Origin of the sequence: Citrobacter sp. wls613 (assembly GCF_005281195.1) — a bacterium.
Taxonomy (GTDB): domain Bacteria; phylum Pseudomonadota; class Gammaproteobacteria; order Enterobacterales; family Enterobacteriaceae; genus Citrobacter; species Citrobacter gillenii.
Genome location: NZ_SZXN01000065.1, coordinates 93,150 through 118,674 on the forward strand (window position 1 = coordinate 93,150; position 25,525 = coordinate 118,674).

A 25,525-nucleotide genomic window follows, 5' to 3' on the forward strand; every position below is an offset into this window, starting at 1 on the left:
CAGAAGGGAGTCCCTTCTGCGTTATCATTTTTATGCTGCGAAGTTTTTCGCAACAAACTCCCAGTTCACCAGCGCCCAGAAATGTTCCAGGTAGCCAGGACGCGCGTTGCGATAGTCGATGTAGTAGGCGTGTTCCCACACATCAACGGTCATCAGCGGCGTTGCATCGGTGGTCAGCGGTGTTCCGGCATTTGACGTGGAAACGATAGCCAGTTTGCCATCAGTACCTTTTACCAGCCAAGTCCAGCCAGCGCCGAAGTTTTTGATCGCCGCATCGGTGAATTGCGCTTTGAAGTCAGCGAAGCTACCAAAAGATGCAACAATGGCTTCAGCCAGTTCACCGGTCGGTTCACCGCCCGCGTTGGGTGCCAGGCAGTTCCAGTAGAAGGTGTGGTTCCAGACCTGAGCCGCGTTGTTAAACACACCACCTTCAGAGCTACGTACGATCTCTTCCAGTGATTTGCCTTCAAACGCCGTGCCTTTGATCAGGTTATTCAGGTTAGTAACGTAAGTCTGGTGGTGTTTGCCATAGTGGTATTCCAGCGTTTCAGCAGAAATGTGCGGCGCCAGAGCATCTTTGGCATACGGTAATGCAGGTAATTCGAACGACATTGCTTCTCTCCTTATTATTTATATTGAGTACACACAATAGCCTCATTGTGAGTAAGGATAGGGTAGCAAATTGAAAGGTTATGCAAAAGAAGAACTTACCCTACAGCACATACTGTAGGGTAAGATTTTAGCGAATTGTTTTTGGCGTCATGACACGACGAGCGCCCACATAGTGGCGCTGCCAGTAATCTTCACTCAGGGAGGTGATTTGGATCTCCTGACCGCTACGTGGTGACTGAATAAACTTACCGTTGCCAACGTAGACACCAACGTGATCGGCGGTGCCGCGGCCCTGGGTACGGAAGAAGACCAAATCGCCGTTTTTCAGTTCATCGCGGTCGATCGGTGCTGCGTCGCGCAGGTGGTACATTTCATTGGCAGTACGCGGAATGCGGAACTTCACCAGGTCCTTATACGCGTAATAAACCAGACCACTGCAATCAAAACCGGTTCTCGGCGAAGAGCCACCCCAGCGGTAGGGTTTACCGATCTGGTTCATCAGAGTAGACATCGCGGTTTTGGTCGCTTTTTGCACTTTCACTTTATGGGCATCAGCGAGGGCTACCGGGGCTGTTGATTTTACTTTTACACAGCGCGGCTTGTGACCTTTGCGCGGGGTGCATTTTTCAGTCCAGGTGACCGCAGCGGTTTGTGTTGTTGCGATTTTACTGCGACGGTTGACCGTTTTGGTTGTTTTTGCAGGTGTCGCGGTGCGTTTTTTGGAAGAGGAAGCGGTTTTGGTGCTGGATTTACTGGTGGTTTTTTTTGCCGTTTTCTTGCTGGTTTGTGTGACTTTTTTACTGGCTGTCGCGCTTTTCTTTTTATCTACCGTTTTGAGCGTGTGGGAAACGGCAGGTGTCGTCCTGGCCTGCTTCGAAGCATGGGCCACTGACGTAAAAGGGAGTGTGGTAAAAAGCAAAGCACAGAGCGTGATCGAGATCCGGTTTATCCGCGCCACTGAGCAGTCCTCTGTTAGGGCAGGTCTATCATGCCTGCGTGTGATTTTCAAAACTTGATGATTCTAATCTATAGAAACGGGGAAAGTTAATAGCTTTTTTTGTTTAAAATAGTGTTTCGTTACCGACCGCAAAAAAAAACAGCAATCAACGCCAATACTGGCGAAGGGATAATCAATTCCTTGTGCATAAAAGGGATAAGTAATATTCTGAATGCAACTTATGGCGACTGGCGATAAAATAATAACCGTAAGAAAAATGTTATTTTCCGTTGTCAGTCAGACCCGTTACAATGTCAGACTACTGCCGTAAAAGAAGTTAAGGAAGCAAGATAATGAGCACCACTATCGAAAAAATCCAGCGCCAGATCGCTGAAAACCCGATTCTCCTGTACATGAAAGGTTCTCCAAAACTGCCAAGCTGCGGTTTTTCCGCTCAGGCTGTGCAGGCGCTGTCTGCCTGTGGTGAACGCTTTGCTTATGTTGATATTCTGCAAAACCCGGATATTCGCGCCGAGTTGCCGAAATACGCAAACTGGCCAACCTTCCCGCAGCTGTGGGTTGATGGTGAGCTGGTTGGCGGCTGCGACATTTTAATCGAAATGTACCAGCGCGGTGAATTGCAGCAGCTTATCAAAGAGACTGCGGCGAAGTACAAAACCGAAGAGCCGGACGCTGAGTAATCAGCAGAAACGAAAAAGCGACCAGTCTGGTCGCTTTTTTTATGGTCCGCTTATGCCTCTTCAGGCATTGGCAGGGGCCACCCACCAAGACGTTTCCAGCGGTTAACGATTTCGCAAAACAGCACTGCCGTCCGTTCGGTGTCATACAGCGCAGAGTGCGCCTGGTTGCCATCAAACTCCATTCCTGCAGCCAGACACGCTTTAGACAGTACGGTTTGCCCGAGCGAAAGACCGCTTAAGGCCGCAGTGTCAAAGGTCACAAACGGGTGAAATGGGTTGCGCTTCAGCGAGGCGCGTTCGGCGGCTGCCATCATGAAGCTGTGATCGAAGGTGGCATTATGCGCAACCATAATCGCCCGATTGCAGCCGCTGTCTTTGATGCCTTTACGCACCATTTTGAATATGGCGTGCAGGGCGTCGTATTCGCTGACCGCGCCGCGCAGCGGGTTGCTCGGATCAATACCGTTAAACGCAAGTGCTTCTGGTTGCAGATTTGCCCCTTCAAACGGTTCGACGTGGAAATGCAACGTCATGTCCGGCATCAGCCAGCCTTGTTCATCCATTTTCAGCGTGATGGCTGCAATCTCGAGCAGCGCATCGGTTTTGGCGTTAAATCCTGCTGTTTCTACATCAATGACGACAGGATAAAAACCACGAAAACGGTCACACAGACCGGAAAGTTGAGCGTTATCGGACATCTGGGTCTCTTAATACGGGAAAATTGCAGCGCGTATTATGACAAAATGATGAGTATAAAACTACGGGCACAGACGATCTGCGCCCGAGGGGAGGTTAGTCACCCAAGCCGCGGCCTGCGTCTTTCTCTTCGATCAGTTCGATTTTGTAACCGTCCGGATCTTCTACAAATGCGATAACCGTCGTCCCGCCTTTGACCGGACCCGCTTCGCGCGTCACGTTGCCGCCGTTCTGACGAATGCGCTCGCAGGCTTCTGCGGCGTTGTCTACGCTCAGAGCAATGTGGCCGTAGGCAGTGCCCAGGTCATATTTGTCGACGCCCCAGTTGTAGGTCAGCTCAATGACGGCTTCATCGGTCTCAGGACCGTAACCGACAAAGGCCAGAGAATACTTGTATTCAGGGTTTTCACTGGTACGCAGCAGCTTCATGCCCAGCACGTTGGTGTAAAATTCGATGGAACGCTGCAGGTCACCTACGCGCAGCATGGTATGAAGTAAACGCATCTTTTTCCCCTTCAAAAATGGCTAGTACATTCAATATGTTGTTTTAGTATAGCGGCGTTGTTGCGCCGCTATCAATGCCAGAACGGAGATTGCGCAATTACAGGGTCGGATAATCCGTGTAACCCTCTGCACCGCCGCCGTAGAAACTCTCTGCGCGCTGTGGGTTCAGTTCTGCTTTGTGCTGCAAACGTGCGACCAAATCCGGGTTGGCAATATAGGCGCGGCCAAAGGCGACGGCGTCGATCAACCCTTTCTCAATCAGCGCTTCTGCTTTTTCCGGGGTGTAGGCACCAGCACCAATAATCGGACCGTGGAAACGCGCGCGAACTTTCTCGCGGAACGCATCGCTATACGGCTCTCCGCCGGCCCAGTCTGGTTCGGACATGTGCAGATAAGCGATACCACGTTTACCCAGCTGTTCAATCAGGTACAACGCATCGGCTTCTTCATTCGGGCCGTTATCAACGTTCTGGAAAGAGCCGATAGGGGATACGCGGATGCCAATCCGGTCTGCGCCCCATTCTTTGATACCGGCATCAACGACTTCCAGCACCAGACGTGCACGATTTTCGACGCTGCCGCCGTACTGATCGGTACGCTGGTTAGAGGTGGGTGACAGGAACTGGTGTAGCAAATAGCCATGGGCAGAGTGCAGCTCAACCATGTCAAAGCCAGCTTCGCGTGCGTTGGCGATGGCCTGACGGAAATCATTGACGATGCCGGGGATTTCGTCGGTTTCCAGGGCGCGCGGCATTGAGGTGTCGGCACGCGTTGCCAGACCGTTTTCATCGCGCAGCGAGGTACGGGTACCGGCGCTGATGGCGGAAGGGGCAACTGGCGGTTGTCCGTTCGGCTGCAGGCTGACGTGAGAGATACGACCGGTGTGCCACAACTGTACGGCAATATGACCTTGTTCAGAGTGGACGGCGGCGGTGATTTTTTTCCAGGCTTCAATTTGTGCTGCGCTGTGTAATCCCGGCGCACCGGCGTAGCCTTTTGCCTGAGCAGATATCTGAGTGGCCTCGCTGATGATAAGACCAGCGCTGGCGCGTTGGCGATAGTACTCGGCCATCAGCGGAGTTGGGATGTCGCCAGGTTCAATGCTACGCAGGCGCGTCAGTGGGGCCATAAATACGCGGTTGGCCGCCGTGATGGCTCCTACTTTCAGCGGGGAAAACAATTTTTCAGATGACATATTAACTCCAGGTATGAATAGACCGGTCGTCTAGCAATTGGGTAAATAAAAACGCCTGTTAAACGGCAGGCGTTGCAATAATGTTTTTAACGTGTGCCAGCGCATTTTCCAGTGGGGTGGCACTGCGAGACATCTTGGCCTGCAGGTTGGCCCCGAGCCACAGCGCATACAGCACTTGCGCTTGCTGCAGCGGTTCGCCGCTAAACGACAGGCAGTGTGTGTCGCGACCTTTTTCCAGCGCTTGCGCCAGCAGGGTAATAATGTGCCGAGCGCCTTTATCCATCGCCGTACGCATATCTTCAGAGAGATCGCATACTTCAGCCGACAGTTTGACCGTTAAGCAACCGCTAATAATGCCGTGTTGACTAAACTGATTCAGGGTTTCCTGATAGTAGGCGAGGATTCTGTCGCGGTAGTTACCGGCACCCGATGCTAAATGTGTGGCCAGCCGAAGGTGGTAGGCCGCGTAATGGCGTTCAAGCATGGAAACACCAAACGCTTCTTTAGAGCGAAAATAGTGGTAAAACGACCCTTTGGGCACCTCGGCGGTTTTCAGCAGTTCGCTTAAACCCATACCGGTGAAACCGCGCTGCATGCAAAGCTGCTCGCCGGTTGCCAGAAGATGTTCGCGTGTGTCGTGTTCAGTTGCTTTGTTCATGGCATGGAGTGTAATAGACCAGTCGGTCTAATGCAATAGCGCTTGCCAGAAATTCAGTTAGCGTCTTCAATAGGTATAACTATCTTACGTAAGGAGGGGATGTGGCCGAACAGCTGGAGTTTTTCCCCGTCCAGAGCCCGTGCCGTGGGATCTGCCAGTCCGACGAACGCGGCTTTTGCCGTGGATGTTTTCGTAGCCGGGATGAGCGCTTTAACTGGCAGAAAATGAGCGATGCCGAAAAGCAGGATGTGCTGCGTCTTTGTCGTCAGCGTCTGATGCGTAAATTACGTGCAAACAAACCCAGCCCGCCAGAAGAACCGCAACAACCTTCACTCTTTTAAAAGCGTAATTGCGTATACTCGATGCACACTCATTGTTAAGGAAGCTGCTATGGTTCAGCGTATTACTATTGCGCCGCAAGGCCCGGAATTTTCTCGCTTTGTCATGGGGTACTGGCGGCTGATGGACTGGAATATGTCCGCGCGCCAGCTCGTCAGCTTTATTGAAGAACATCTTGACCTGGGCGTAACCACCGTCGATCACGCTGATATTTATGGTGGATACCAGTGCGAAGCGGCGTTTGGCGAGGCGATGAAGCTGGCTCCGCATCTGCGTGAAAAAATGCAGATCGTGACCAAATGCGGTATTGCCACCACGGCACGGGCGGAAAATACCCTCGGTCACTACATCACCGACAGCGACCATATTATTGCCAGCGCGGAGCAGTCGCTGAAACTGCTGGCGACCGATCATATTGATCTGCTCTTGATCCATCGTCCCGATCCGCTGATGGATGCCGACGAAGTGGCTGAGGCGTTTAAGAAACTGCATCATAGCGGCAAAGTGCGTCACTTTGGCGTGTCTAACTTTACGCCTGCGCAGTTTTCCCTGCTGCAATCACGTCTGCCGTTTACGCTGGCAACCAATCAGGTTGAGATTTCCCCGGTGCATCAGCCACTGCTGCTGGATGGCACCTTAGATCAGCTGCAACAACTGCGCATCCGGCCAATGGCCTGGTCCTGTCTGGGTGGTGGACGACTGTTCAATGATGATGCTTTCCAACCGCTGCGCAATGAACTCGCCGTCATTGCGCAAGAATTGAATGCGCAGTCCATTGAGCAGGTGGTCTATGCGTGGATCCTCCGTCTACCGTCACAGCCGCTGCCGATTATTGGCTCAGGGAAAATTGAGCGTGTTCGCGCTGCTATTGAGGCCGAATCGTTAACCATGACCCGCCAGCAATGGTTCCGTATCCGTAAAGCCGCGCTGGGTTACGACGTACCGTAATCGCGTTTTCGGCGTTCCGTCGCTCAAAATTGCGTCACTGGTTTACACTTATCAGTCAGACACATAGTGACGGAGGTCGTATGAAGCGTTTGAGTATCGCCATAATCACCTTACTGGCCTGTGCGGGCGCACAGGCTGCCAGTGAGCAAGTTGAGATGAACCTGGTGACTTCGCAAGGGGTAGGTCAGTCGATTGGTTCAGTAACTATTTCTGAAACTGCGCAAGGGCTGGCGTTTACGCCTGACCTGAAAGCACTGCCGCCAGGAGAACATGGTTTCCATGTCCATGCCAACGGCAGCTGTCAGCCTGCGATTAAAGAAGGCAAAGCTTCTGCCGCTGAATCGGCAGGGGGACATCTTGACCCGCATAAAACCGGAAAACATGAAGGTCCGGAGGGGGCTGGGCACATGGGCGACCTGCCGTTGCTGGTGGTCAATGCCGAAGGTTACGCCACAACGGCTGTTACCGCCCCGCGCCTGAAATCACTGGATGAGGTCAAAGGTAAGGCGCTGATGGTCCATGTGGGTGGCGATAACATGTCCGATCAGCCAAAACCTCTAGGCGGTGGCGGGGCGCGTTACGCCTGCGGGGTTATCAAATAATCAACGGCTCAGCGTGCCTGGCGGCGGAGCCTGTTCAAGCTGAGACAACGAACAGTGTAAACGCCAGATAAGCGCCGCTAGCTCTTGTGCGGCAGGCTGATGATGATGGGCAAGCGTATCGCAGATGCGCTGTAACTCGTTAAGCGTGGCATTCAGTGGACGCTGCTGGACGCCACGCTCGCTCATCACATCGCGCAGCAGTGAAATACACACATCCCTGACGCGGGCCAACGGATCGGAGCGCGCTTCCCAGGCGCGCAGCTGCCACACCACATGCGAGCAGTTCAGCAACACGACGCCCCAGCGTAATAACCACCGACGCGCCAGCGCATCCTGGCTGTTACTGAGCTGGCTGACATGATGATAGGTTAACGACTCAAATTCATTTTCGCTGTGTGCCGGATGCCGACTGAGCTGATCGACAAAATCCCGGCGCAGGGCGCGAATATGACGTCGACTCTTTCTCGCGTCTGAGCCTGGCCGCAGGATAGCAAAGGCCAACCAGGATAGCGCTACGCCGGTTATTTTTGCCAGATTATCATTCAGGAAATCGGCGAAGTCATACACCGGCGGATTGGTCACGGCGATAAACGATCCCATAAAGACGATCAACTGCCCCCAAAGCCCCGCCAGAGCAGGTATTTTCAGCTTTAGCAGTTGCATGGTGGCGAGCAGTGGGAAGAGAAACAGAATGAATTGCCACAGGTCGGTAATTTGTACCATCAGACCGAACTTCACCACAAAGCTGAACAATGACAGCAGCACCAACGTGCGCATCAGCAGTGAGAGTGATTTGAACGGGGTGGCAACGGCGGAATACAGTACGCAGCTAATCGCCGCCAGCGTCAGCGCACCCGCGCCGGATTCCCATTGTGCGCCGATGCTCCACGCGCCAATCACCATCAACGTGATGAAGGTACGTAACCCACTCCAGATGGCTTCCGCGTTGTCGGTATGGCGGGCCAGGCCCGGCGTGCGGTTCACGCTGATGCGCTCGGCGGTCACGCCTTTTTCCAGCAAATGCAGATAATGGCTGCTTTGCAGGTAAATTCGGCAGAAATAACGTAGCCGTTGCCAGAAGGCGACATGCCGGTAGTCGTGGGAGTCCTGCGGACGCAGGGGGGCAATAATGCGGGCTACCGTGTAGCTATCGGTATCGGATTTCACCAGTGCACTGAGTAGCTGTTCGATGACTTCCCGCGTGTGAGCAGGAGGATTTGGCCAGTTAAGCAGCATTCTGCGCAGGCTGGAGATCACGCTGGTCAGACGCAGTTGCTGATGCAGCAGTGAATTGAGCAGGGCATTCTGCCGTCGAAAGCGATAGTGGCTCCAGAATGCCTGAATACGCAGCAGATTCATGGTCAGAATCTGGCCGATTACCCCTTCGTGGGCTGAGCGGATCGCATCGGTGGTTTCGGGTTGCCAGAGTAAGCTGGCATGTTCCAGCAAACGCGCGTGCATGTTTTTCAGCGCCGTCAGCAACGCTGTACCATCAGACGTGCTGGGCAGGATCATCATCATCATGCCCCCGCAGAGTATCCCGACCATCACTTCGCACACGCGCGCCTGGGCAATATCCCACAGTTGCGTAACCTCAATGGTGTTGACCATCGGAAACGCAATAATAGCCGCGGTGTAGCCTGCCAGTTGAAACGCGTAGGCCACGTTGTTGGTAAAGTGCGCGCAGGCCCAGGTGCATAAACCAATCCAGGCCGACATGCTGAGTAAAAATAACCACGGTTCATTGAGGGTGTGGCCAGCAATAATCAATGCCGCCGTGGCACCAAGCAAACTGCCTGCCACGCGGCCCAGACTTTTGCTGATGACACCGCCCACGGTGGGAAAGCTAACCACCGCAGCGGAGGTCATCGCCCAGTAGGGTTCATCCAGATTCAGGTAATAGGCGAATGTTAACGCCAGGCACATCGCGATGGTGTTTCGCAGCGCGTAACGCCACTGTGCCGCGGTGGCTTTCAACCACGGTAAATTGCCCGGCGTCAGGTGAAGCCGTTTCATTTTTTCTGACCAATCGACACGCTGCAGGTGGTACCTGAAACCAGTGTGACATCGTGCGGTAGTGCGTCAAATTCGATACGCACGGGCACCCGTTGCGCCAGACGCACCCACGGTACGTTGGGTTTGATGTCAGGAATCAGACCGGAATCACTCTCTACGCTTTGATCGTAAATCGCACGACCAATACTGGAAACGTGACCCTGTAACTTTATATTGCCGCTGTACAATGTAATCAGCGCCGGTGCGCCCTCGCGAATATGGCGTAGCTTGGTTTCTTCAAAATAGCCCATCACATAAAATGAACGACTGTCGACCAGCGCAAACAGGGGTTTACCGGTACTGGCATAATCGCCACTGCGTGTAGAAAGATTCGTCACCCAACCAGCGACTGGAGCTTTAACTTCCGTTTGGGTCAATTGCCACTGCGCTTGCCGTAATTGGGCCTGGGCTGCCTCCACGCTTGCCTGCATCGCTTTCACGTTGAGGTTGGCCGTGTCCAGATCCTCGGCAGAGATATAATTTTGCGACAGATGACGGCGGCGATTGGCCTCGTTATTAGCCTTTGCCAGATCGGACTGTGCTTTCGCCAGCTGCGCCTGTGCATTCAGTTCAGCAATATGAAACGGCGTCTTATCGATAACAAACAGCACGTCGCCTGCATTAACAAACTGATTATCTTTAATATTGAGTTGGGTAATGCTGCCGGAAACCTGTGGGGTGATACTGACCTGCTCCGCACGAACTTTGCCATCGCGCGTCCAGGGGGACTGCATATAATAATTCCACATCCACCAACCCGCGAGAACGGCAACAACTGCGACTATAATAGTGGAGAAGTATTTAACGGTTTTGAGCGACATAATCACCACACAATCAGCATAACAAAGCCCAGACACACGCAAAACGCAAAGAGCGACAGATCCATTAACAAGGGATGCCAGATTTCGCCGGAGTACATCCAGTCGCGCAGTACGCGATGAACAACCAACCAGAAGATAAATCCGCAGATAAACGCTTTGAAAAGTGGAGGGAAGTAGACAGATGCACCGATCATTAAATCTTGTAGGGGCAATCCTGTTGCATTAAACATAAACTTCACGGGCAAAATCCTTGACGGAAGAGAGCATTGCTATAGGTTTAGCAAAAAAAGGGACAATCAGTCTCTTTAACGCATAATGTCTGAAAAAATGTCATCCGGTAAGCAAATTTGGCAATACATTTGTTTTGGGAATACAAATGCTGCACACTATTCTAAAATCAGCATAACAACTTAGCAAGCTAATTATAAGGAGATGAAATTGGAATCGCCACTAGGTTCTGATCTGGCACGGTTGGTGCGCATTTGGCGTGCTCTGATTGACCATCGCCTGAAGCCTTTGGAGTTGACGCAGACGCATTGGGTGACGCTGCACAACATTCATCAGCTGCCACCGGATCAATCGCAGATCCAGCTGGCTAAAGCGATAGGGATTGAGCAGCCTTCTCTGGTGCGTACGCTCGACCAACTGGAAGAAAAGGGACTCATTTCACGACAGACTTGCGCCAGCGATCGTCGAGCAAAGAGAATTAAACTGACGGAGAAAGCCGAGCCGCTGATCGCTGATATGGAAGCGGTTATCAACAAAACGCGCGGAGAGATTCTGGAAGGGATTTCAACCGAGGAAATTAATCTGCTGATTAAACTGGTTGCCCGACTGGAACACAATATTATTGAGCTACAGTCTCAGGGCTGATGCAAAAATCTACGTGTGGCCAGTATCTGACTGACCACACGTAAATTCGATTAGCGCGGAGAAACGGTAACTTCTTTGCCGTTGCTGGCCATCACAACACGCTGACCTGAAGCGAATTTGGTCGCGCCTTGTTTCTGCACCACCATAATGGTGTTCCCGTCATCCTTACGGATTTCCAGCTCCACACCCTGTGTTTTATTGATCGCACCCTGGACGCTTTGACCTGCGACGCCGCCTGCAACCGCACCTGCCGCCGTAGCTAATGAACGACCAGAACCGCCGCCGACGGTGTTACCAAGGAATCCACCGAGTACAGCGCCGCCGATCGCGCCGATGACGTTGGCATCATCGCCACCCTGAATTTGCACCGGACGGACATGAACGATCGTACCGTAGGTTACGTTCTGTACCTGTTTCGCTTCGGATGCGGTATACACGTCACCTGAAAGACTATCACTGTTAACACAACCCGCTAAAGATAATCCCATTAATGAAACAATCAGTGCACGTTTAATCATTTATAACTCTCCTTTACACCACGAAACGCTAATAAAGCACCCTTCATGGTTAAATTATATGGCATTTGTGAGCCTAAGGTCACATGTTCTACTGGAACAATATGAAAATCTTAACCGAAATCAGGTTAACTGAGTATAAACGAATCATTCATCAAATTGATTGAATAGATGGCGGCTTGTCATGATTAGCCATCAAAAATCATCAACGAAGCATGGAATTAATCAGCACTTTATGGTTGAGTGTCAAGGCTAACATGTTTAAAAGGATGACGTATGAAATCGGGCCGTTTTATCGGTGTTATGTCTGGAACCAGCCTTGATGGTGTTGATGTTGTGCTGGCAGCAATAGATGAAACGATGGTCGCGCAGCAGGCGAGTCTGACCTGGCCCATCCCTCTCCATTTGAAACAGGCCATTCTCGATATCTGCCAGGGGCAGCAACTCACCCTCTCGCAGTATGGGCAACTGGATACACAATTGGGGCGTTTATTCGCCGAGGCGGTAAATGCGCTGCTGGCGCAGCAAAAATTAAAGCCGCAGGATATTGTCGCAATTGGCTGCCACGGACAAACCGTCTGGCATGAGCCGACAGGCAGTGCGCCGCATACCCTGCAAATTGGCGACAACAACCAGATTGTGGCGCATACCGGCATCACCGTAGTCGGCGATTTTCGCCGGCGTGATATTGCGCTAGGCGGGCAGGGTGCACCGCTGGTTCCCGCTTTTCATCAGGCGCTGTTGGCGCACCCAACTGAGCGTCGGATGGTGTTGAATATCGGCGGTATAGCTAATTTGTCACTGCTTATTCCTCAGCGCCCTGTACGCGGTTATGACACCGGGCCAGGTAATATGCTGATGGATGCCTGGATCTGGCGGCAATGTGGAAAACCTTACGATAAAGACGCGCAATGGGCCTGCGAAGGTACGGTTATTCTTCCGTTGTTGCAAAGCATGCTGAGCGATCCCTATTTTGCCGCGCCGGCACCTAAAAGCACCGGCCGCGAGTACTTTAATTATGGTTGGATCGAACGTCATCTGGCGCAGTTCCCGGGACTGGCCGCACGTGATGTGCAGACGACGCTTGCTGAACTGACGGCGGTGACGATATCCGAGCAGGTCCTGTTGAGCGGTGGCTGCGAGCGCTTGATGGTCTGCGGCGGTGGAAGCCGTAATCCGCTGCTGATGATGCGCCTGGCGGCACTGTTGCCCGGCACGGAAGTGACCTCGACCGATGAAGCCGGTATTAGCGGGGATGATATGGAAGCGTTAGCTTTTGCCTGGCTGGCATGGCGCACGCTGGCGGGATTACCGGGCAATTTACCCTCAGTTACCGGTGCGACGGAATCCAGCGTTTTAGGCGCTATTTTTCCCGCAAACCCACGAACTCAGAGTTAACTGAAATTATCCTGGCGACGATACCGGTAAACTAGGGATGTTAGGGAGGGGGTTATTCCCCTCCGGGACCAGGAATGTCTTCAGGATAGGGCTATGAAAAAACTGTTATTGGTATGTTTGCCGGTACTGCTTACCGGCTGTAGTGTCTACAACCAATTTGTCGAGCGTATGCAAACGGATACCCTCGAATATCGCTGTGATGAAAAACCGCTGACCGTGAAATTGAACAATACCCAACAAACGGCAAGCTTTGTTTACGATAATCAGTTAGTGAATCTTAAACAGGGTGTATCAGCATCGGGCGCGCGTTACACCGATGGCATCTATGTCTTCTGGTCTAAAGGCGACAGCGCGACGGTCTATAAACGTGACAGAGTTGTGTTAAATAACTGTCAGTTACAGAACCCGAAGCGTTGAGATTTTCACCTGGGCGGCGCACAATAGCGTCACCCACTGACAATCCGTAGCCCAAACATCATGTCTGATAACGACGAATTGCAGCAAATCGCGCATCTGCGCCGTGAATACACGAAAGGCGGTCTTCGCCGCCGCGATCTTCCCGCCGAGCCGCTTGCGCTTTTTGAGCGCTGGCTCGGACAAGCCTGTGACGCCAAACTCGCCGATCCGACTGCCATGGTGGTGGCCACCGTTGATGAAAACGGCCAGCCGTACCAGCGTATCGTGTTGCTCAAACATTATGATGACAAAGGTTTGGTATTTTATACCAACATGGGCAGCCGTAAGGCGCACCAGATAGAGCATAATCCCCGCATTAGCCTGCTGTTCCCGTGGCATACGCTGGAACGGCAGGTGATGGTGATAGGTAAGGCCGAACGTCTTTCTACGCTTGAGGTAGTGAAGTACTTCCACAGTCGCCCACGCGACAGCCAAATTGGCGCCTGGGTATCAAAACAGTCCAGTCGTATCTCCGCACGCGGTATTCTCGAAAGCAAATTTCTTGAACTGAAGCAGAAGTTTCAGCAGGGGGAAGTCCCGCTGCCAAGTTTCTGGGGCGGTTTTCGCGTGAGTATTGAGCAAATGGAGTTCTGGCAGGGCGGCGAAAACCGCTTACACGATCGTTTTTTATACCAGCGTGAAGACAACGCGTGGAAAATCGATCGCCTGGCCCCCTAAAGATGCAAAATTCTTGTTTTAAGCGCTGGCACTGATGAATCCGGCGCTTTATTCTATGTCTCTTTCGCATCAGGCGAAAAGTCGTGTACCGGCAAAGGTGCAGTCGTTTTATACATGGAGATTTTGATGGCAAGCAGTAACTTGATTAAACAATTGCAAGAGCGGGGGCTGGTGGCCCAGGTGACGGACGAAGAAGCGTTAGCAGAGCGACTGGCGCAAGGCCCGATCGCGCTCTATTGCGGCTTCGACCCTACCGCTGACAGCTTGCATTTGGGGCATCTGGTTCCATTGTTATGCCTGAAACGCTTCCAGCAGGCAGGCCATAAGCCTGTCGCACTGGTAGGTGGTGCAACCGGTCTGATTGGTGACCCGAGCTTTAAAGCCGCCGAGCGTAAACTGAATACCGAAGACACCGTGCAAGAGTGGGTGGATAAAATCCGCAAACAGGTTGCACCGTTCCTCGATTTCGACTGTGGCGACAACTCCGCGATTGCTGCGAACAACTACGACTGGTTTGGCGGTATGAATGTACTGACTTTCCTGCGTGATATCGGCAAGCATTTCTCTGTGAACCAGATGATCAACAAAGAAGCGGTGAAGCAGCGTCTGAACCGTGACGATCAGGGCATCTCCTTTACCGAGTTTTCTTACAACCTGCTGCAAGGGTATGACTTCGCCTGCCTGAACAAACTGCACGGTGTGGCGCTGCAAATCGGGGGTTCTGACCAGTGGGGTAACATTACCTCCGGTATCGATCTGACCCGCCGTTTACACCAGAATCAGGTGTTCGGCCTGACGGTTCCGCTGATCACCAAAGCAGACGGGACCAAGTTCGGTAAAACGGAAGGTGGCGCAGTCTGGCTGGATCCGAAGAAAACCAGTCCGTACAAGTTCTACCAGTTCTGGATTAACACAGCCGATGCTGATGTCTATCGCTTCCTTAAATTCTTCACCTTTATGGACATTGAAGAGATCAATGCCCTGGAAGAAGAAGATAAGAACAGCGGTAAAGCGCCGCGTGCCCAGTATGTTCTGGCGGAGCAGGTTACGCGTCTGGTTCACGGTGAAGAAGGTCTGGTGGCGGCAAAACGCATCACCGAATGCCTGTTCAACGGGAACTTAAGCGATCTCAGCGAAGCTGACTTCGAGCAGTTGGCGCAGGATGGCGTGCCGATGATCGAAATGGAAAAAGGTGCCGATCTGATGCAGGCGCTGGTGGACTCAGAACTGCAGCCGTCTCGCGGCCAGGCGCGTAAGACCATTGCGTCGAATGCGGTAACCATCAACGGTGAAAAACAGTCAGATCCGGAATACTTCTTCCAGGACAGTGACATTTTGTTTGGGCGCTACACGTTACTGCGCCGCGGCAAAAAGAACTATTGTCTGATTTGCTGGAAATAATGCGTTAAGGAATGGGAGTGAGAAATCACTCCCTTATTTTTGTTCAGGTAAAAAAATGAAGAATATCCTCGCCATCCAGTCCCACGTTGTTTTTGGTCATGCGGGCAACAGTGCAGCAGAATTTCCGATGCGCCGTCTTGGCGCCAACGTCTGGCCTCTTAATACCGTTCAGTTCTCTAACCATACCCAATACGGCAAATGGACCGGCTGCGTGATGCCGCCCAGCCACCTGACCGAAATTGTCCAGGGTATTGCCGATATCGATAAACTTAAAACTTGTGATGCTGTGCTGAGCGGCTACCTCGGTTCAGCAGAGCAGGGCGAACATATTCTGGGAATTGTCCGTCAGGTAAAGTCGGCTAATCCACAGGCGAAGTATTTCTGCGACCCCGTGATGGGACATCCGGAAAAAGGCTGTATTGTCGCACCGGGCGTCGCCGAGTTTCACGTGCGCCACGCGTTACCGGCCAGCGATATTATCGCGCCTAATTTGGTAGAGCTTGAGATCCTTTGCGAGCACGCGGTGACCAACGTTGATGAAGCGGTATTAGCGGCGCGTGAGCTGATTGCTCAAGGGCCTGAGGTGGTGCTGGTGAAACATCTTGCTCGCGCAGGGATGAGTCCCGACCGTTTCGAGATGCTGCTGGTCACCGCTGACCAGGCATGGCATATCAGTCGTCCGCTGGTGGATTTTGGTGCGCGTCAACCTGTGGGTGTGGGTGATGTGACCAGCGGTTTGCTACTGGTGAAACTGTTACAGGGCGCGACGGTGCAGCAGGCGCTTGAGCATGTAACGGCGGCGGTGTATGAGATTATGATTGCGACCAAAGAGATGCATGAGTATGAACTGCAGGTCGTTGCTGCTCAGGATCGCATTGCAAAACCAGAACACTATTTTAGCGCTACGCAGCTGTAATCAATGCCCGATGGCGCTCACGCTTATCGGGCTTACGTTTGTTTGGCTGTAGGCCGGGTGAGCAAGCGCCACCCGGCAACAACTATTAATTTAACCCTTCTGCCTTAAGCGCCGCTGCCACTGCCGGGCGCTCAGCCATCCGCGCCATATAGGCTTCGATATGGCTTAATCCTGCCATATTCAATTTCACGGCATACGCCCAACGCAGTACGGTGAACAGATAAGCATCTGCAATGGAAAAACGCTGGCCGCAGATCCACGGGTTGTCCTGCAGTGAATCGTTCACATACTGCATTTTTTTCTCCAGCAGTGCGCGTACGGTCGGCTTGTACTCTTCCGGCGTATCGGGACGGAACAATGGCGTAAAGCCTTTATGCAGTTCTGTCGCAATATAGTTAAGCCACTCCAGCGTTTTGTAACGCGAGAGGCTGCTGGTTGGGGCAAGAAGCTGGCGATCGGGTACCGAATCGGCCAGGTACTGCATGATGGCCACACCTTCGGTTAGTAGCGTACCATCGTCCAGCAGCAGAGCAGGAACTTGTCCCTTTGGGTTTACCGCGAAAAAATCATCGCCGTTTTCCAGGCGTTTCTTCATCAGATCAACACCATCAAGGGTGAAATCTTTACCGCTTTCGCGAAGCGTGATGTGCGAAGCGAGAGAACACGCGCCCGGTTTGTAGAACAGTTTCATCGGTAACTCCTTTTGGCTGAGGTATATCGTATGGTAGTGCGACCTCAGCCAAAAAAAAAGCCGCTAACATCAGTTAGCGGCCTGAAAAGAAGTTTCCCTGAGAATTACGCTGTTGCGGTCTTAGAGGCTTTCTCGCTGACATCATCGTCCTGAGTCATACGGTTCAGCTTCGGTGCTGTCAGCAGCATCAGAACAGCGATAACTGCCGTTGCAATACCGATTTGCAGGAACACACGGCCATAGACTTCCAGAGACATCAGTGGGTCGGTCACATTCTCCGGTACAGCCATCATGTTAGCAACATAGCCACCGATGATGTTTGCACCGGCAGTGGTCAGGAACCAGCTACCCATGATGAAGCCCATCAGACGCTGTGGTACCAACTGCGCAACCATTGCCAGACCCAGACCAGAGATCATCAGTTCACCGATACTCTGCAGACCGTAGCAAATGATCAGCCAGTTAACGGAAACGATACCCGCATCGGTGGCAAATTTCGCACCCAGCGGCAGGATCAGGAACGCACCGGAACACAGCACCATACCGATAGCAAACTTGGTCGGCATTGGCAGTGTGTCACCCATCTTGTTATAGATAGCGGCAAGGATTGGGCTACCAATGATGATCCAGAACGGGTTCAGTGCCTGATACTGCTCAGGTTCGAACGCGATGCCCAGAATAGAGTGCTCAACGTTACGAATTGCAAAGAAGTTCAGTGATGTCGGCATCTGGCTGTACAGCACGAAGAAGATAATCGCTTCCAGCATCAGAATGAAGGCGACGATCATTTTACGACGCGCGGCACCTTTCATGGCGAAGGCTTCTTTACCGAAGATAAACACGATACCCATAGCCACGACGCCCAGAACCATACGTGCAATGCCCTGGTTGTGCAGTAACCATGTTGCGATAACAATCAACACCACCACGCCAACAATGGTCAGCAGCAGGTTGCGGAAGTTGATCGGCTCAAAGTCTGGTTTAGACCCGTATTGTTTAACCCAACGCTGGCAGAATGCGAAGTTTACGACGGTAATCAGCATCCCGACGACGCTCAGTGCGAACGCGGTGCTCCAGCCGTATCGTGCCGCCAGCCATGGAGTAGCAAGCATTGAGAAGAATGAACCGATGTTGACGGACATGTAGTACATAGTAAATGCACCGTCAAGACGCGGGTCATCTTTGGCATAGCAGGTAGAAAGCAGGGAGGATGGGTTCGCTTTAAACAGGCCATTACCGACCGCGATGGCCGCCATACCCATATAAACGATACCAGCATCATGACCGGACCATGCGACCAGCGCATAACCGATAGCCAGTACAATGGCACCCAGCATAATGACACGCTTAGTACCCAGAACTTTATCACCTAACCAGCCGCCAATAGCCACCAGGCCGTAAACCAGGGCACTAAAGGAGGAGAAAAGGGTGATGGAATCCGCTTCTGACATACCCAGTTGTTTCACCAGGTAGACGGCCATAATCCCTTGCAGGCCGTAGTAGCCAAAACGTTCCCACAGCTCAATTGAGAAAATGAGATAGAACGCTTTTGGTTGTTTGAAGGCGTTTAAGCTCACGCTTTCAGTTGGTTTATTGTTTGCAGTAGACACTTTTACCTCTTTTTTTACATCCCATATCTACGGGGGTGTTCAGGTACGTGATGAGTCAAGTTCATCCGTCCGATTGTTATAGTGGGAGGGGAAACGGCAAGTAATGTTCACTATCTTGCCCCTTCAGACAAGAGGTTTGTAATATTCTGTTACATATATCCAGGGTGGTGAAATCATCGGGGCAGGTAAATGTTATCTAGCGTTAAATTTCTTCAATTGAAAAATGGCAGTTTTTTTCACTGTTCAATGGGGGCGAAAATGGCAAAGCGGCGATATGTTCTGCTATTCAGTGTTGAATCCAGTGATATAGGCCATTATCTGAAAAATACCCAGTGTAATGTTTTGTATCGAATCGACGGGAATAGGTCATCTGATTGTCATTTTAACTATAAAAATAAGAAAAATTAACATCACATTATCAATGTGATCTTGATCACGTATGAATAGAAATTTCTACTACTAAAAAAACGATTAACCTGCTCAGGTGTTAAAGCACAAGAATATTGCATTAGATATACGCAATAGCATGGCATCATTGTCGGGGATTAAGCGATTGGAGAGTGCATAACTAATCGTTATGGTAATAAGGGGCAACGAACGTTACCCCGATTGCATTAGATGTCGACTTTTTCTTTGAATTCACAGAGATCCTCAATGATACAGGAGCCGCAGCGCGGCTTCCTGGCAATGCAGGTGTAGCGACCATGAAGAATTAACCAGTGATGGCAGTCGACTTTAAATTCACTGGGAACGACTTTCAGCAGCTTTTCTTCGACCTGCTCGACGTTTTTCCCTGGGGCGAATTGTGTTCGGTTACACACCCGAAATATATGAGTATCGACAGCGATAGTGGGCCAGCCAAAGGCGGTATTGAGCACCACGTTAGCGGTTTTACGCCCGACGCCAGGCAACGCTTCCAGTGCTGCTCTGTCCTCCGGAACCTCGCCATTGTGCTGTTCGAGCAAAATACGGCAGGTTTTAATCACGTTCTCCGCTTTGCTGTTGAACAATCCGATGGTCTTAATATAAGACTTTACGCCGTCGACCCCAAGTTCCAGCATCGCGGCTGGGGTGTTAGCGACAGGGTACAGTTTTGCGGTGGCTTTATTGACGCTGACATCGGTCGTCTGCGCCGAAAGCAGCACCGAAATCAGTAGCTCAAACGGCGACGTAAAATTGAGTTCGGTGGTGGGGTGCGGATTGTTATCGCGCAGGCGCGTCAGTATTTCCAGCCGTTTTGCTTTGTTCATGACACATTCCCTGTTTCACCCGCCGGAACGTCTGTTAACGCAGCCTGCGCGCGACGTTTCTTCATCTTCTCGTCAATAAGATACTTGATGGCCAGCATCAGCCCCAGCCCGATGAACGCGCCTGGCGGCAGCATGGCTAACAGGAACGGTGTGTCTGTATGGAAAATCTCAATGCGCAGCACTTTTGCCCAGCTACCCAGCAGACCATCAGCGCCATCAAACAACGTGCCGTTGCCGATAATCTCGCGCAGTGAGCCCAGCACAAACATCGCACCGGTTGCCCCCATTCCGATGGAAAACCCATCCAACGCGGAGAGTGCGGGGCCTTTTTTTGCCGCAAAGGCCTCGGCACGACCGACCACAATACAGTTGGTCACAATCAACGGGATGAAGATCCCCAACGACTGATACAACCCGAAGGCGTAGGCGTTAATAAGCATCTGTACGGCACTGACTACCGACGCGATGATCATGACATAAATAGGAATACGAATCTCAGACGGCGTCCAGCGGCGCAGGGCAGAGATGGTCAGGTTGGTTAGCGTTAAAACCAGTGTGGTAGCAAGTCCCAACCCAAGGGCATTGGTTGCGGTAGAGGTGACTGCCAGCAGCGGGCACATGCCAAGTAACTGTACCAGTGCGGAGTTGTTTTTCCACAATCCCTGAACAATAACGTCTTTAATTTCGCTCATGGTTTATTCTCCACAGGCGGGAAGTTGAGGAAGTTGTGCAGGCAGCGTCTGTGCATACAGGCCCGCGCGTTTCACCGCATTGACGACTGCGCGGGGGGTGATGGTGGCACCGGTGAACTGGTCGAAGTCACCGCCATCTTTTTTCACCGCCCAATGAGGATCGTTTTCAGCAGAGATCGTTTTGCCGCTAAAGTGCGTTATCCAGTCGGACAGTCGAAGCTCGATTTTATCGCCCAGACCTGGCGTTTCATGATGCTCCGTGACCCGCGTACCCAGCACGGTACCGTTAAAATCGACACCAACCAGCAGTTGTATCGCGCCGGAGTAGCCGTCTGGCGCGGTGGCTTCGAGGATGGCAGCAACCGGTCGCTCGTCCTGGCGGGCGATATAAACACGGTGCATCCCTTTACCCAACGCCGGAGCCGTGACCAGATAACAGCTGTCGCGCAGATTATTATTGTAGCGGTCAGTTGGCAGAACCTGATCAAACAGCGCTTTTTGCTGCAGCGTCGCCTGCTCGTCAATCGTAGACTTAGTCAGCTGATTGATTGCCGCTGTTAAGCCCGTAGAGCCAGCGGCAAAGAGTGCCAGAGTGATACCGTGTTTACGAATCGTTTTCAGCATAGGGTGTCCTTAGCGATGTCCGTACACGCGAGGGCGGGTGTAATAATCAATCAACGGGACCGTGATATTTGCCAACAATACCGCAAAGGCCACGCCATCCGGATACCCACCAAAACTGCGAATCAGCCATACCAACAGACCGGCAAGTGCACCAAAAATCAGCCGACCGCGATTGGTTGTCGATGCCGTAACGGGATCGGTAAGAATAAAGAACGCACCGAGCATGGTTGCGCCAGAGAGCAGGTGCAGCTGTGGTGACGCCAGCGACTCGGGAGAGAAAAGCCAGCCTAACGTCGCACAGACAGCGAGCGACAGCAGGAAACTGACCGGAATATGCCAGCGAATAGCATTTTTCCACAATAGCATGACGCCGCCCGCCAGCCAGGCCAGGTTTACCCACTGCCAGCCTGCGCCTGCAAGCATCCCGCTGTAAATGGGGTACTGCATAACCTGTTCTACCGTGCGTCCGGCGTGCAACGATGTCTTGAACGTATCAAGCGGCGTCGCCTGGCTAATGCCATCGATACCCATGCGTAAGGTGTTCATATCACCGCCGCTTGAGGTATGTCCGGTAAAAATGACGTTAATGGCGTCAACAAATCCCGGTACCGTGGCCGCAATTTCATGCGGGGGAAGCCAGCTTGTCATCTGCACCGGGAAGGAGATAAGCAGAACCACATAGCCGATCATCGCCGGGTTAAACGGGTTTTGCCCGAGGCCGCCATACAGTTGCTTGGCAATGATCACGGCAAATACGGTGCCCAGGACCACCATCCACCAGGGGGCTAGCGGTGGAAGGCTGACGGCAAGCAGTAGCCCGGTGAGCAAGGCGGAGTTGTCTTTTAAAATAGCGACAACCGGCTGTTTACGCAGTTTCAATACGCCTGCTTCAGCGGCAATGGCGCTGATGGCGGCGAGAAAAATCTGTACCAACGTGCCCCAACCAAAAAACCAAAGCTGAGCGGCAATCCCCGGTAACGCGGCAATTAACACCAGCAGCATAATACGCGATGTCTGGCGCTGGTTATGGGTATAGGGAGAGCTTGCGATTCTGAATACCATTTATTCCTCGTTAACAACCTGCTGCTGGGCGGCCTTTTTAGCCTGAGCGCGTGCAATAGCGGCCGCAACGGCGGCTTTGCGTGGATCAACTGGTTCGGTGGTCTCGGCGACAACCTGCTGCTCAAGTTTGCGTGCTTTAGCACGGGCAATGGCGGCTTCTACCGCGGCTTTACGCGGGTCAACCGGTTCGTCTGTCTCGGCGACGGCCTGCTGCTGCTCAAGTTTGCGTGCTTTAGCGCGGGCAATGGCGGCTTCTACCGCGGCTTTACGCGGGTCAACCGGCTCGGCAGTCTCGGCGATGGCCTGCTGCTGCTCAAGCTTGCGTGCTTTGGCGCGGGCAATGGCGGCCTCTACCGCGGCTTTACGCGGGTCAACCGGTTCGGCAGCCTCGGCGACGGCCTGTTGCTGCTCAAGCTTGCGTGCTTTGGCACGGGCAATAGCGGCTTCTACCGCGGCTTTGCGCGGATCGGTATCGGTGGTGCTGTCGGTAGCAGGCACATTTTCCGCCTGTTTGGCCCGGGCCTGTGCTTTCCGTGCTTCTCTGGCGGCAATGGCTGCACTATTATCCGGTTTCTCTCCGGCCTGAATAACAATCGGTTGTAAAGCCTGTGCTTGTTTCTCTTTCACCCGTGCAAGTGCGGCGGCAATGGCATCGTTGTCCTTCGCGGCAGGCTGAACGGCGGCGCTTTTATGACGTTCAAGACGCGCGGCTTTTTCACGCTCCAGGCGTGCCTGTCTGGCTTCGAATCGTGCTTTTGCCTCTGCGGCGCGTTTTTCTTCCTGGCTTATGGCGTAAATCTCAGCTTTTTCCTGACGGAAATACTGCACCAGCGGAATATTGCTGGGACATACCCACGCACAGGCACCGCATTCAATGCAGTCAGCGATATTGTGACCGATTGCTTTGTCGTGCTGCTGTCCTTTACTGAACCAGTAAAGCTGCTGAGGCAAGAGATCGGCCGGGCAGGCGTCGGCGCAGGCGCTACAGCGAATGCAGCCTTTTTCTTCCTGCTGTTCACCCATTTCATTGGCAGATGGTGCCAGCAGGCAGTTGGTGATCTTCACTACGGGGACATCAAGCCAGGGGAGAGTGAAGCCCATTAGCGGGCCGCCCATGATGACCATTTGCTCTGCGGAAGGGCAAAAACCTGCGTCATCAAGCAGGTGGCGAACAGGCGTGCCTAAACGTGCCCAGACGTTGCCCGGACGGCTAACGGCTTCGCCGGTCAGCGTTACGACGCGTTCGGTGATCGGTTCTCCGTCGATCACGGCGCGTTTGATAGCATAGGCCGTACCGACGTTTTGCATCAGGACGCCGATATCCGAGGAGCGTCCACCGTGTGGGACCTGTTTTCCGGTCAGAATTTGGGTCAACTGCTTCGCGCCGCCGGAAGGATATTTGGTTGGGATAACGCGCAGGCTGATATCATGTGAGTCCGCCAGCACCGCGCGCAGCATTGATATCGCTTGCGGTTTGTTATCTTCAATCCCCAACAGGATCTCGCGCGGTTGAAGAATGTGGGCCAGAATGCGGATGCCTTCCACCACCTGAGCTGCACAATCCTGCATCAGGCGATCGTCAGCGGTAATGTAGGGCTCACATTCCGCAGCGTTGATGATCAATGTTTCAATTTTATCGCCGCCGCCCTGCAGTTTTACGCCAGTAGGGAAACCAGCACCGCCCAGTCCGGCAACACCGAACTGATGAATACGGGCAATAAGCTCTTCTCGGCTGCGGGAACGATAGTCAGCCCAGCCTTCACGCTCAATCCAGCGATCTTCGCCATCAGCATCGATTATGACGCTGAGCTCGGCCAATGCTGAAGGGTGCGCAGTGGAGTGCGGAGCAATGGCCACAACGGTGCCGGAGGTTGGCGCGTGCACTGGCAGCATTTTGCCTCGTCCACGCGTCAGCGCCTGGCCGCGCAGGACGTGGTCACCGACGTTTACGCACAGCTCACCCTCAGCACCAATATGCTGTTTGAGCGGAATCACCAGACGCGGCGGCAGTGGTACTTGTCGCAGCGGCGTGCCGTTTGACTGGGCTTTCATTTCGGGCGGATGAATGCCGCCTTCGAAGTCCCAAATTTTGTTTTTTCTGAATGCAGAGAATAGCTTAAACATGTTGTTCCACGGGAATGATGCGCACGGGGATAGTGTTCAAATCCCACTTCCAGCTATCAGGCGTTTCGGCAACCGGACGTAATTCAATACACTGAGTCGGGCAAGGATCAACGCACAGGTTGCATCCGGTACAGAGATCGCTCATGACTGTGTGCATCGCACGCGTCGCGCCGACGATGGCATCAACCGGGCAGGCCTGAATGCACTTTGTACAGCCAATACAGTTATTTTCATCAATGACCGCCAGCATTCTCACCGGCGTAACGTCCTGTTCATCGCCATCAATAGGCTGCGGATCGACGTTCAGCAGCGTCGCAATTTTTAGCATCACCGCTTCACCGCCGGGGGCGCAGCGATTGATTTTTTCGCCCTGGCAGCCGATCGCTTCCGCATACGGGCGACAGCCAGGGTAACCGCACTGGCCACATTGACTTTGCGGAAGGATCTCATCGATTTTTTCAACGACCGGGTCGTCCTCAACGGCAAAACGTCGGGAGGCATAGCCTAAAACAGCGCCGAATGCCAGACCCAGTAGACTCACTGCGGCAACGGCAATCCAGATAGCATTCATTACAGCTTCACCAAACCACTAAAGCCCATAAAGGCCAATGACATTAAACCGGCGGTAATCAGCGCAATCGCATTACCGCGAAAAGGTGCCGGAACATCAGCCACGGCGAGGCGCTCGCGAATGGCGGCGAACAGTACCATCACCAGCGAGAAGCCGACGGCAGCGGAAAAACCGTACAGCGCCGACTGTAAAAAGTTATGACCGAGGTTGATATTCAACAACGCGACGCCCAGTACCGCACAGTTAGTAGTGATCAACGGTAAGAAGATCCCCAGCAGGCGATACAGAGCAGGACTCGTTTTGCGCACCACCATTTCGGTAAATTGCACGACCACGGCGATGACTAAGATAAACGCCAGCGTACGCAGGTAGATGAGATCGAGCGGGATGAGGATCCAGGTGTCAATCAGCCATGCGCAAATCGATGCCAGCGTCATTACAAAGGTCGTGGCGAGGCCCATGCCCATCGCCGTTTCCAGTTTTTTGGAAACGCCCATAAACGGGCAGAGACCCAGAAACTTGACCAGTACAAAGTTATTGACCAGTACAGTTCCGACAAACAGCAGCAGGTAATCAGTCATTTTTCGGCCTGAAAT

At 52.7% G+C, this 25,525-nt stretch carries 28 protein-coding genes and 1 pseudogene; 10 read left to right on the plus strand and 19 right to left on the minus strand.

What is annotated here, in order from left to right; translation table 11 throughout:
• Positions 1 to 30 precede the first annotated feature (30 nt).
• Together sodB and FDX01_RS15280 are read right to left on the minus strand one after the other, a co-directional pair.
• Entirely contained in the window at positions 31 to 612 is a 582-nt protein-coding gene (gene sodB / locus FDX01_RS15275) for a superoxide dismutase [Fe] (protein ID WP_096757159.1), read from the minus strand.
• Between the two features lie 127 nt (positions 613 to 739).
• Positions 740 to 1,570: a C40 family peptidase gene (locus FDX01_RS15280; protein WP_137400076.1), complete on the minus strand. Its 831-nt coding sequence runs from the start codon at positions 1,568 to 1,570 to the stop codon at positions 740 to 742.
• A 332-nt stretch (positions 1,571 to 1,902) separates the two neighbouring features.
• Here FDX01_RS15280 and grxD point away from each other — a divergent pair, with 332 nt between their 5' ends.
• Positions 1,903 to 2,250 (plus strand): monothiol glutaredoxin 4, encoded by a 348-nt coding sequence (gene grxD / locus FDX01_RS15285; protein ID WP_003832760.1) that lies wholly within the window; start codon positions 1,903 to 1,905, stop codon positions 2,248 to 2,250.
• 50 nt (positions 2,251 to 2,300) lie between these two features.
• Here grxD and rnt read toward each other — a convergent pair whose 3' ends face one another.
• From rnt to FDX01_RS15305, 4 genes are all read right to left on the minus strand, one after another.
• A complete protein-coding gene (gene rnt / locus FDX01_RS15290) occupies positions 2,301 to 2,948 on the minus strand; it encodes a ribonuclease T (RefSeq protein WP_096757157.1) in 648 nt (215 codons plus the stop codon).
• A 94-nt stretch (positions 2,949 to 3,042) separates the two neighbouring features.
• Positions 3,043 to 3,450 (minus strand): lactoylglutathione lyase, encoded by a 408-nt coding sequence (gene gloA / locus FDX01_RS15295; RefSeq protein ID WP_115258575.1) that lies wholly within the window; start codon positions 3,448 to 3,450, stop codon positions 3,043 to 3,045.
• A gap of 97 nt (positions 3,451 to 3,547) precedes the next feature.
• Positions 3,548 to 4,645, minus strand: coding sequence for an alkene reductase (locus tag FDX01_RS15300; protein ID WP_135912092.1), 1,098 nt, complete (start codon positions 4,643 to 4,645; stop codon positions 3,548 to 3,550).
• Positions 4,646 to 4,703: 58 nt separating this feature from the next.
• Complete coding sequence (locus tag FDX01_RS15305; RefSeq protein ID WP_117343060.1) at positions 4,704 to 5,303, minus strand: TetR/AcrR family transcriptional regulator; 600 nt, start codon at positions 5,301 to 5,303, stop codon at positions 4,704 to 4,706.
• A gap of 101 nt (positions 5,304 to 5,404) precedes the next feature.
• Here FDX01_RS15305 and FDX01_RS15310 point away from each other — a divergent pair, with 101 nt between their 5' ends.
• From FDX01_RS15310 to sodC, 3 genes are all read left to right on the plus strand, one after another.
• On the plus strand, positions 5,405 to 5,644 hold the full coding sequence (locus FDX01_RS15310; RefSeq protein WP_115258572.1) for a DUF1289 domain-containing protein: 240 nt from the start codon (positions 5,405 to 5,407) through the stop codon (positions 5,642 to 5,644).
• Between the two features lie 49 nt (positions 5,645 to 5,693).
• A complete protein-coding gene (locus tag FDX01_RS15315; protein WP_137400077.1) occupies positions 5,694 to 6,590 on the plus strand; it encodes an aldo/keto reductase family oxidoreductase in 897 nt (298 codons plus the stop codon).
• Between the two features lie 80 nt (positions 6,591 to 6,670).
• Positions 6,671 to 7,192 (plus strand): superoxide dismutase [Cu-Zn] SodC, encoded by a 522-nt coding sequence (gene sodC / locus FDX01_RS15320; RefSeq protein WP_137400078.1) that lies wholly within the window; start codon positions 6,671 to 6,673, stop codon positions 7,190 to 7,192.
• On the opposite strand, the pseudogene FDX01_RS15325 reads toward sodC, so the two are convergent.
• The 3 genes and pseudogenes from FDX01_RS15325 to FDX01_RS15335 all read right to left on the minus strand — a co-directional run bounded on the left by FDX01_RS15325 (position 7,168) and on the right by FDX01_RS15335 (position 10,307).
• A pseudogene (locus FDX01_RS15325) lies at positions 7,168 to 9,208 on the minus strand (FUSC family protein). The gene sodC and the pseudogene FDX01_RS15325 sit on opposite strands and share 25 nt — an antisense overlap.
• Positions 9,205 to 10,068 carry an HlyD family secretion protein gene (locus FDX01_RS15330; protein WP_115258568.1) on the minus strand — a complete coding sequence of 288 codons (864 nt, stop codon included), beginning with the start codon at positions 10,066 to 10,068 and terminating at the stop codon, positions 9,205 to 9,207. Before FDX01_RS15330 ends, FDX01_RS15325 begins: the two are co-directional and overlap by 4 nt.
• Before the next feature lie 2 nt (positions 10,069 to 10,070).
• Positions 10,071 to 10,307 carry a DUF1656 domain-containing protein gene (locus FDX01_RS15335; RefSeq protein WP_137400080.1) on the minus strand — a complete coding sequence of 79 codons (237 nt, stop codon included), beginning with the start codon at positions 10,305 to 10,307 and terminating at the stop codon, positions 10,071 to 10,073.
• Between the two features lie 193 nt (positions 10,308 to 10,500).
• Between FDX01_RS15335 and slyA the strand changes: the two genes are divergently transcribed.
• Positions 10,501 to 10,941, plus strand: coding sequence for a transcriptional regulator SlyA (gene slyA, locus FDX01_RS15340; protein WP_269473706.1), 441 nt, complete (start codon positions 10,501 to 10,503; stop codon positions 10,939 to 10,941).
• A 50-nt stretch (positions 10,942 to 10,991) separates the two neighbouring features.
• Here slyA and slyB read toward each other — a convergent pair whose 3' ends face one another.
• Entirely contained in the window at positions 10,992 to 11,459 is a 468-nt protein-coding gene (gene slyB / locus FDX01_RS15345; protein ID WP_096757147.1) for an outer membrane lipoprotein SlyB, read from the minus strand.
• A 273-nt stretch (positions 11,460 to 11,732) separates the two neighbouring features.
• Between slyB and anmK the strand changes: the two genes are divergently transcribed.
• The 5 genes from anmK to pdxY all read left to right on the plus strand — a co-directional run bounded on the left by anmK (position 11,733) and on the right by pdxY (position 16,305).
• Positions 11,733 to 12,854, plus strand: a complete 1,122-nt coding sequence (gene anmK / locus FDX01_RS15350) for an anhydro-N-acetylmuramic acid kinase (RefSeq protein ID WP_115258567.1) — start codon at positions 11,733 to 11,735, stop codon at positions 12,852 to 12,854.
• Positions 12,855 to 12,947: 93 nt separating this feature from the next.
• Positions 12,948 to 13,271 (plus strand): C-type lysozyme inhibitor, encoded by a 324-nt coding sequence (gene mliC, locus FDX01_RS15355; protein WP_096757145.1) that lies wholly within the window; start codon positions 12,948 to 12,950, stop codon positions 13,269 to 13,271.
• Positions 13,272 to 13,331: 60 nt separating this feature from the next.
• On the plus strand, positions 13,332 to 13,988 hold the full coding sequence (pdxH, locus tag FDX01_RS15360) for a pyridoxamine 5'-phosphate oxidase (RefSeq protein WP_096757144.1): 657 nt from the start codon (positions 13,332 to 13,334) through the stop codon (positions 13,986 to 13,988).
• A gap of 126 nt (positions 13,989 to 14,114) precedes the next feature.
• Positions 14,115 to 15,389: a tyrosine--tRNA ligase gene (tyrS, locus tag FDX01_RS15365; protein ID WP_096757143.1), complete on the plus strand. Its 1,275-nt coding sequence runs from the start codon at positions 14,115 to 14,117 to the stop codon at positions 15,387 to 15,389.
• A 55-nt stretch (positions 15,390 to 15,444) separates the two neighbouring features.
• A complete protein-coding gene (gene pdxY / locus FDX01_RS15370) occupies positions 15,445 to 16,305 on the plus strand; it encodes a pyridoxal kinase PdxY (RefSeq protein ID WP_137362578.1) in 861 nt (286 codons plus the stop codon).
• Positions 16,306 to 16,390: 85 nt separating this feature from the next.
• Here the strand turns inward: pdxY and gstA are convergent, their stop codons facing one another.
• The 9 genes from gstA to rsxA all read right to left on the minus strand — a co-directional run bounded on the left by gstA (position 16,391) and on the right by rsxA (position 25,510).
• A complete protein-coding gene (gstA, locus tag FDX01_RS15375; protein ID WP_096757141.1) occupies positions 16,391 to 16,996 on the minus strand; it encodes a glutathione transferase GstA in 606 nt (201 codons plus the stop codon).
• A gap of 104 nt (positions 16,997 to 17,100) precedes the next feature.
• Positions 17,101 to 18,606, minus strand: a complete 1,506-nt coding sequence (gene dtpA / locus FDX01_RS15380; RefSeq protein WP_115258565.1) for a dipeptide/tripeptide permease DtpA — start codon at positions 18,604 to 18,606, stop codon at positions 17,101 to 17,103.
• 614 nt (positions 18,607 to 19,220) lie between these two features.
• Positions 19,221 to 19,856, minus strand: a complete 636-nt coding sequence (gene nth / locus FDX01_RS15385; RefSeq protein WP_137400081.1) for an endonuclease III — start codon at positions 19,854 to 19,856, stop codon at positions 19,221 to 19,223.
• On the minus strand, positions 19,853 to 20,548 hold the full coding sequence (locus tag FDX01_RS15390; protein ID WP_115258563.1) for an electron transport complex subunit E: 696 nt from the start codon (positions 20,546 to 20,548) through the stop codon (positions 19,853 to 19,855). Before FDX01_RS15390 ends, nth begins: the two co-directional genes overlap by 4 nt.
• A 3-nt stretch (positions 20,549 to 20,551) precedes the next feature.
• Positions 20,552 to 21,172 (minus strand): electron transport complex subunit RsxG, encoded by a 621-nt coding sequence (rsxG, locus tag FDX01_RS15395; protein WP_135912090.1) that lies wholly within the window; start codon positions 21,170 to 21,172, stop codon positions 20,552 to 20,554.
• A gap of 9 nt (positions 21,173 to 21,181) precedes the next feature.
• Positions 21,182 to 22,234 carry an electron transport complex subunit RsxD gene (gene rsxD, locus FDX01_RS15400; protein ID WP_117343067.1) on the minus strand — a complete coding sequence of 351 codons (1,053 nt, stop codon included), beginning with the start codon at positions 22,232 to 22,234 and terminating at the stop codon, positions 21,182 to 21,184.
• Positions 22,235 to 24,358, minus strand: a complete 2,124-nt coding sequence (gene rsxC / locus FDX01_RS15405) for an electron transport complex subunit RsxC (RefSeq protein ID WP_137400082.1) — start codon at positions 24,356 to 24,358, stop codon at positions 22,235 to 22,237.
• Complete coding sequence (gene rsxB, locus FDX01_RS15410) at positions 24,351 to 24,929, minus strand: electron transport complex subunit RsxB (protein ID WP_096757133.1); 579 nt, start codon at positions 24,927 to 24,929, stop codon at positions 24,351 to 24,353. The genes rsxC and rsxB overlap by 8 nt, the downstream gene beginning before the upstream one ends.
• On the minus strand, positions 24,929 to 25,510 hold the full coding sequence (rsxA, locus tag FDX01_RS15415; RefSeq protein ID WP_005121199.1) for an electron transport complex subunit RsxA: 582 nt from the start codon (positions 25,508 to 25,510) through the stop codon (positions 24,929 to 24,931). The genes rsxB and rsxA overlap by 1 nt, the downstream gene beginning before the upstream one ends.
• Between the last annotated feature and the right edge of the window lie 15 nt (positions 25,511 to 25,525).

Bases quoted from the DNA above. Each gene is read 5' to 3' on its own strand.
- sodB (WP_096757159.1), bottom strand. From the start codon at position 612: ATGTCGTTCGAATTACCTGCATTACCGTATGCCAAAGATGCTCTGGCG.
- grxD (WP_003832760.1), top strand. From the start codon at position 1,903: ATGAGCACCACTATCGAAAAAATCCAGCGCCAGATCGCTGAAAACCCG.
- rnt (WP_096757157.1), bottom strand. From the start codon at position 2,948: ATGTCCGATAACGCTCAACTTTCCGGTCTGTGTGACCGTTTTCGTGGT.
- gloA (WP_115258575.1), bottom strand. From the start codon at position 3,450: ATGCGTTTACTTCATACCATGCTGCGCGTAGGTGACCTGCAGCGTTCC.
- FDX01_RS15300 (WP_135912092.1), bottom strand. From the start codon at position 4,645: ATGTCATCTGAAAAATTGTTTTCCCCGCTGAAAGTAGGAGCCATCACG.
- FDX01_RS15305 (WP_117343060.1), bottom strand. From the start codon at position 5,303: ATGAACAAAGCAACTGAACACGACACACGCGAACATCTTCTGGCAACC.
- FDX01_RS15315 (WP_137400077.1), top strand. From the start codon at position 5,694: ATGGTTCAGCGTATTACTATTGCGCCGCAAGGCCCGGAATTTTCTCGC.
- sodC (WP_137400078.1), top strand. From the start codon at position 6,671: ATGAAGCGTTTGAGTATCGCCATAATCACCTTACTGGCCTGTGCGGGC.
- FDX01_RS15330 (WP_115258568.1), bottom strand. From the start codon at position 10,068: ATGTCGCTCAAAACCGTTAAATACTTCTCCACTATTATAGTCGCAGTT.
- slyA (WP_269473706.1), top strand. From the start codon at position 10,501: ATGAAATTGGAATCGCCACTAGGTTCTGATCTGGCACGGTTGGTGCGC.
- slyB (WP_096757147.1), bottom strand. From the start codon at position 11,459: ATGATTAAACGTGCACTGATTGTTTCATTAATGGGATTATCTTTAGCG.
- anmK (WP_115258567.1), top strand. From the start codon at position 11,733: ATGAAATCGGGCCGTTTTATCGGTGTTATGTCTGGAACCAGCCTTGAT.
- mliC (WP_096757145.1), top strand. From the start codon at position 12,948: ATGAAAAAACTGTTATTGGTATGTTTGCCGGTACTGCTTACCGGCTGT.
- pdxH (WP_096757144.1), top strand. From the start codon at position 13,332: ATGTCTGATAACGACGAATTGCAGCAAATCGCGCATCTGCGCCGTGAA.
- tyrS (WP_096757143.1), top strand. From the start codon at position 14,115: ATGGCAAGCAGTAACTTGATTAAACAATTGCAAGAGCGGGGGCTGGTG.
- pdxY (WP_137362578.1), top strand. From the start codon at position 15,445: ATGAAGAATATCCTCGCCATCCAGTCCCACGTTGTTTTTGGTCATGCG.
- gstA (WP_096757141.1), bottom strand. From the start codon at position 16,996: ATGAAACTGTTCTACAAACCGGGCGCGTGTTCTCTCGCTTCGCACATC.
- nth (WP_137400081.1), bottom strand. From the start codon at position 19,856: ATGAACAAAGCAAAACGGCTGGAAATACTGACGCGCCTGCGCGATAAC.
- FDX01_RS15390 (WP_115258563.1), bottom strand. From the start codon at position 20,548: ATGAGCGAAATTAAAGACGTTATTGTTCAGGGATTGTGGAAAAACAAC.
- rsxG (WP_135912090.1), bottom strand. From the start codon at position 21,172: ATGCTGAAAACGATTCGTAAACACGGTATCACTCTGGCACTCTTTGCC.
- rsxD (WP_117343067.1), bottom strand. From the start codon at position 22,234: ATGGTATTCAGAATCGCAAGCTCTCCCTATACCCATAACCAGCGCCAG.
- rsxC (WP_137400082.1), bottom strand. From the start codon at position 24,358: ATGTTTAAGCTATTCTCTGCATTCAGAAAAAACAAAATTTGGGACTTC.
- rsxB (WP_096757133.1), bottom strand. From the start codon at position 24,929: ATGAATGCTATCTGGATTGCCGTTGCCGCAGTGAGTCTACTGGGTCTG.
- rsxA (WP_005121199.1), bottom strand. From the start codon at position 25,510: ATGACTGATTACCTGCTGCTGTTTGTCGGAACTGTACTGGTCAATAAC.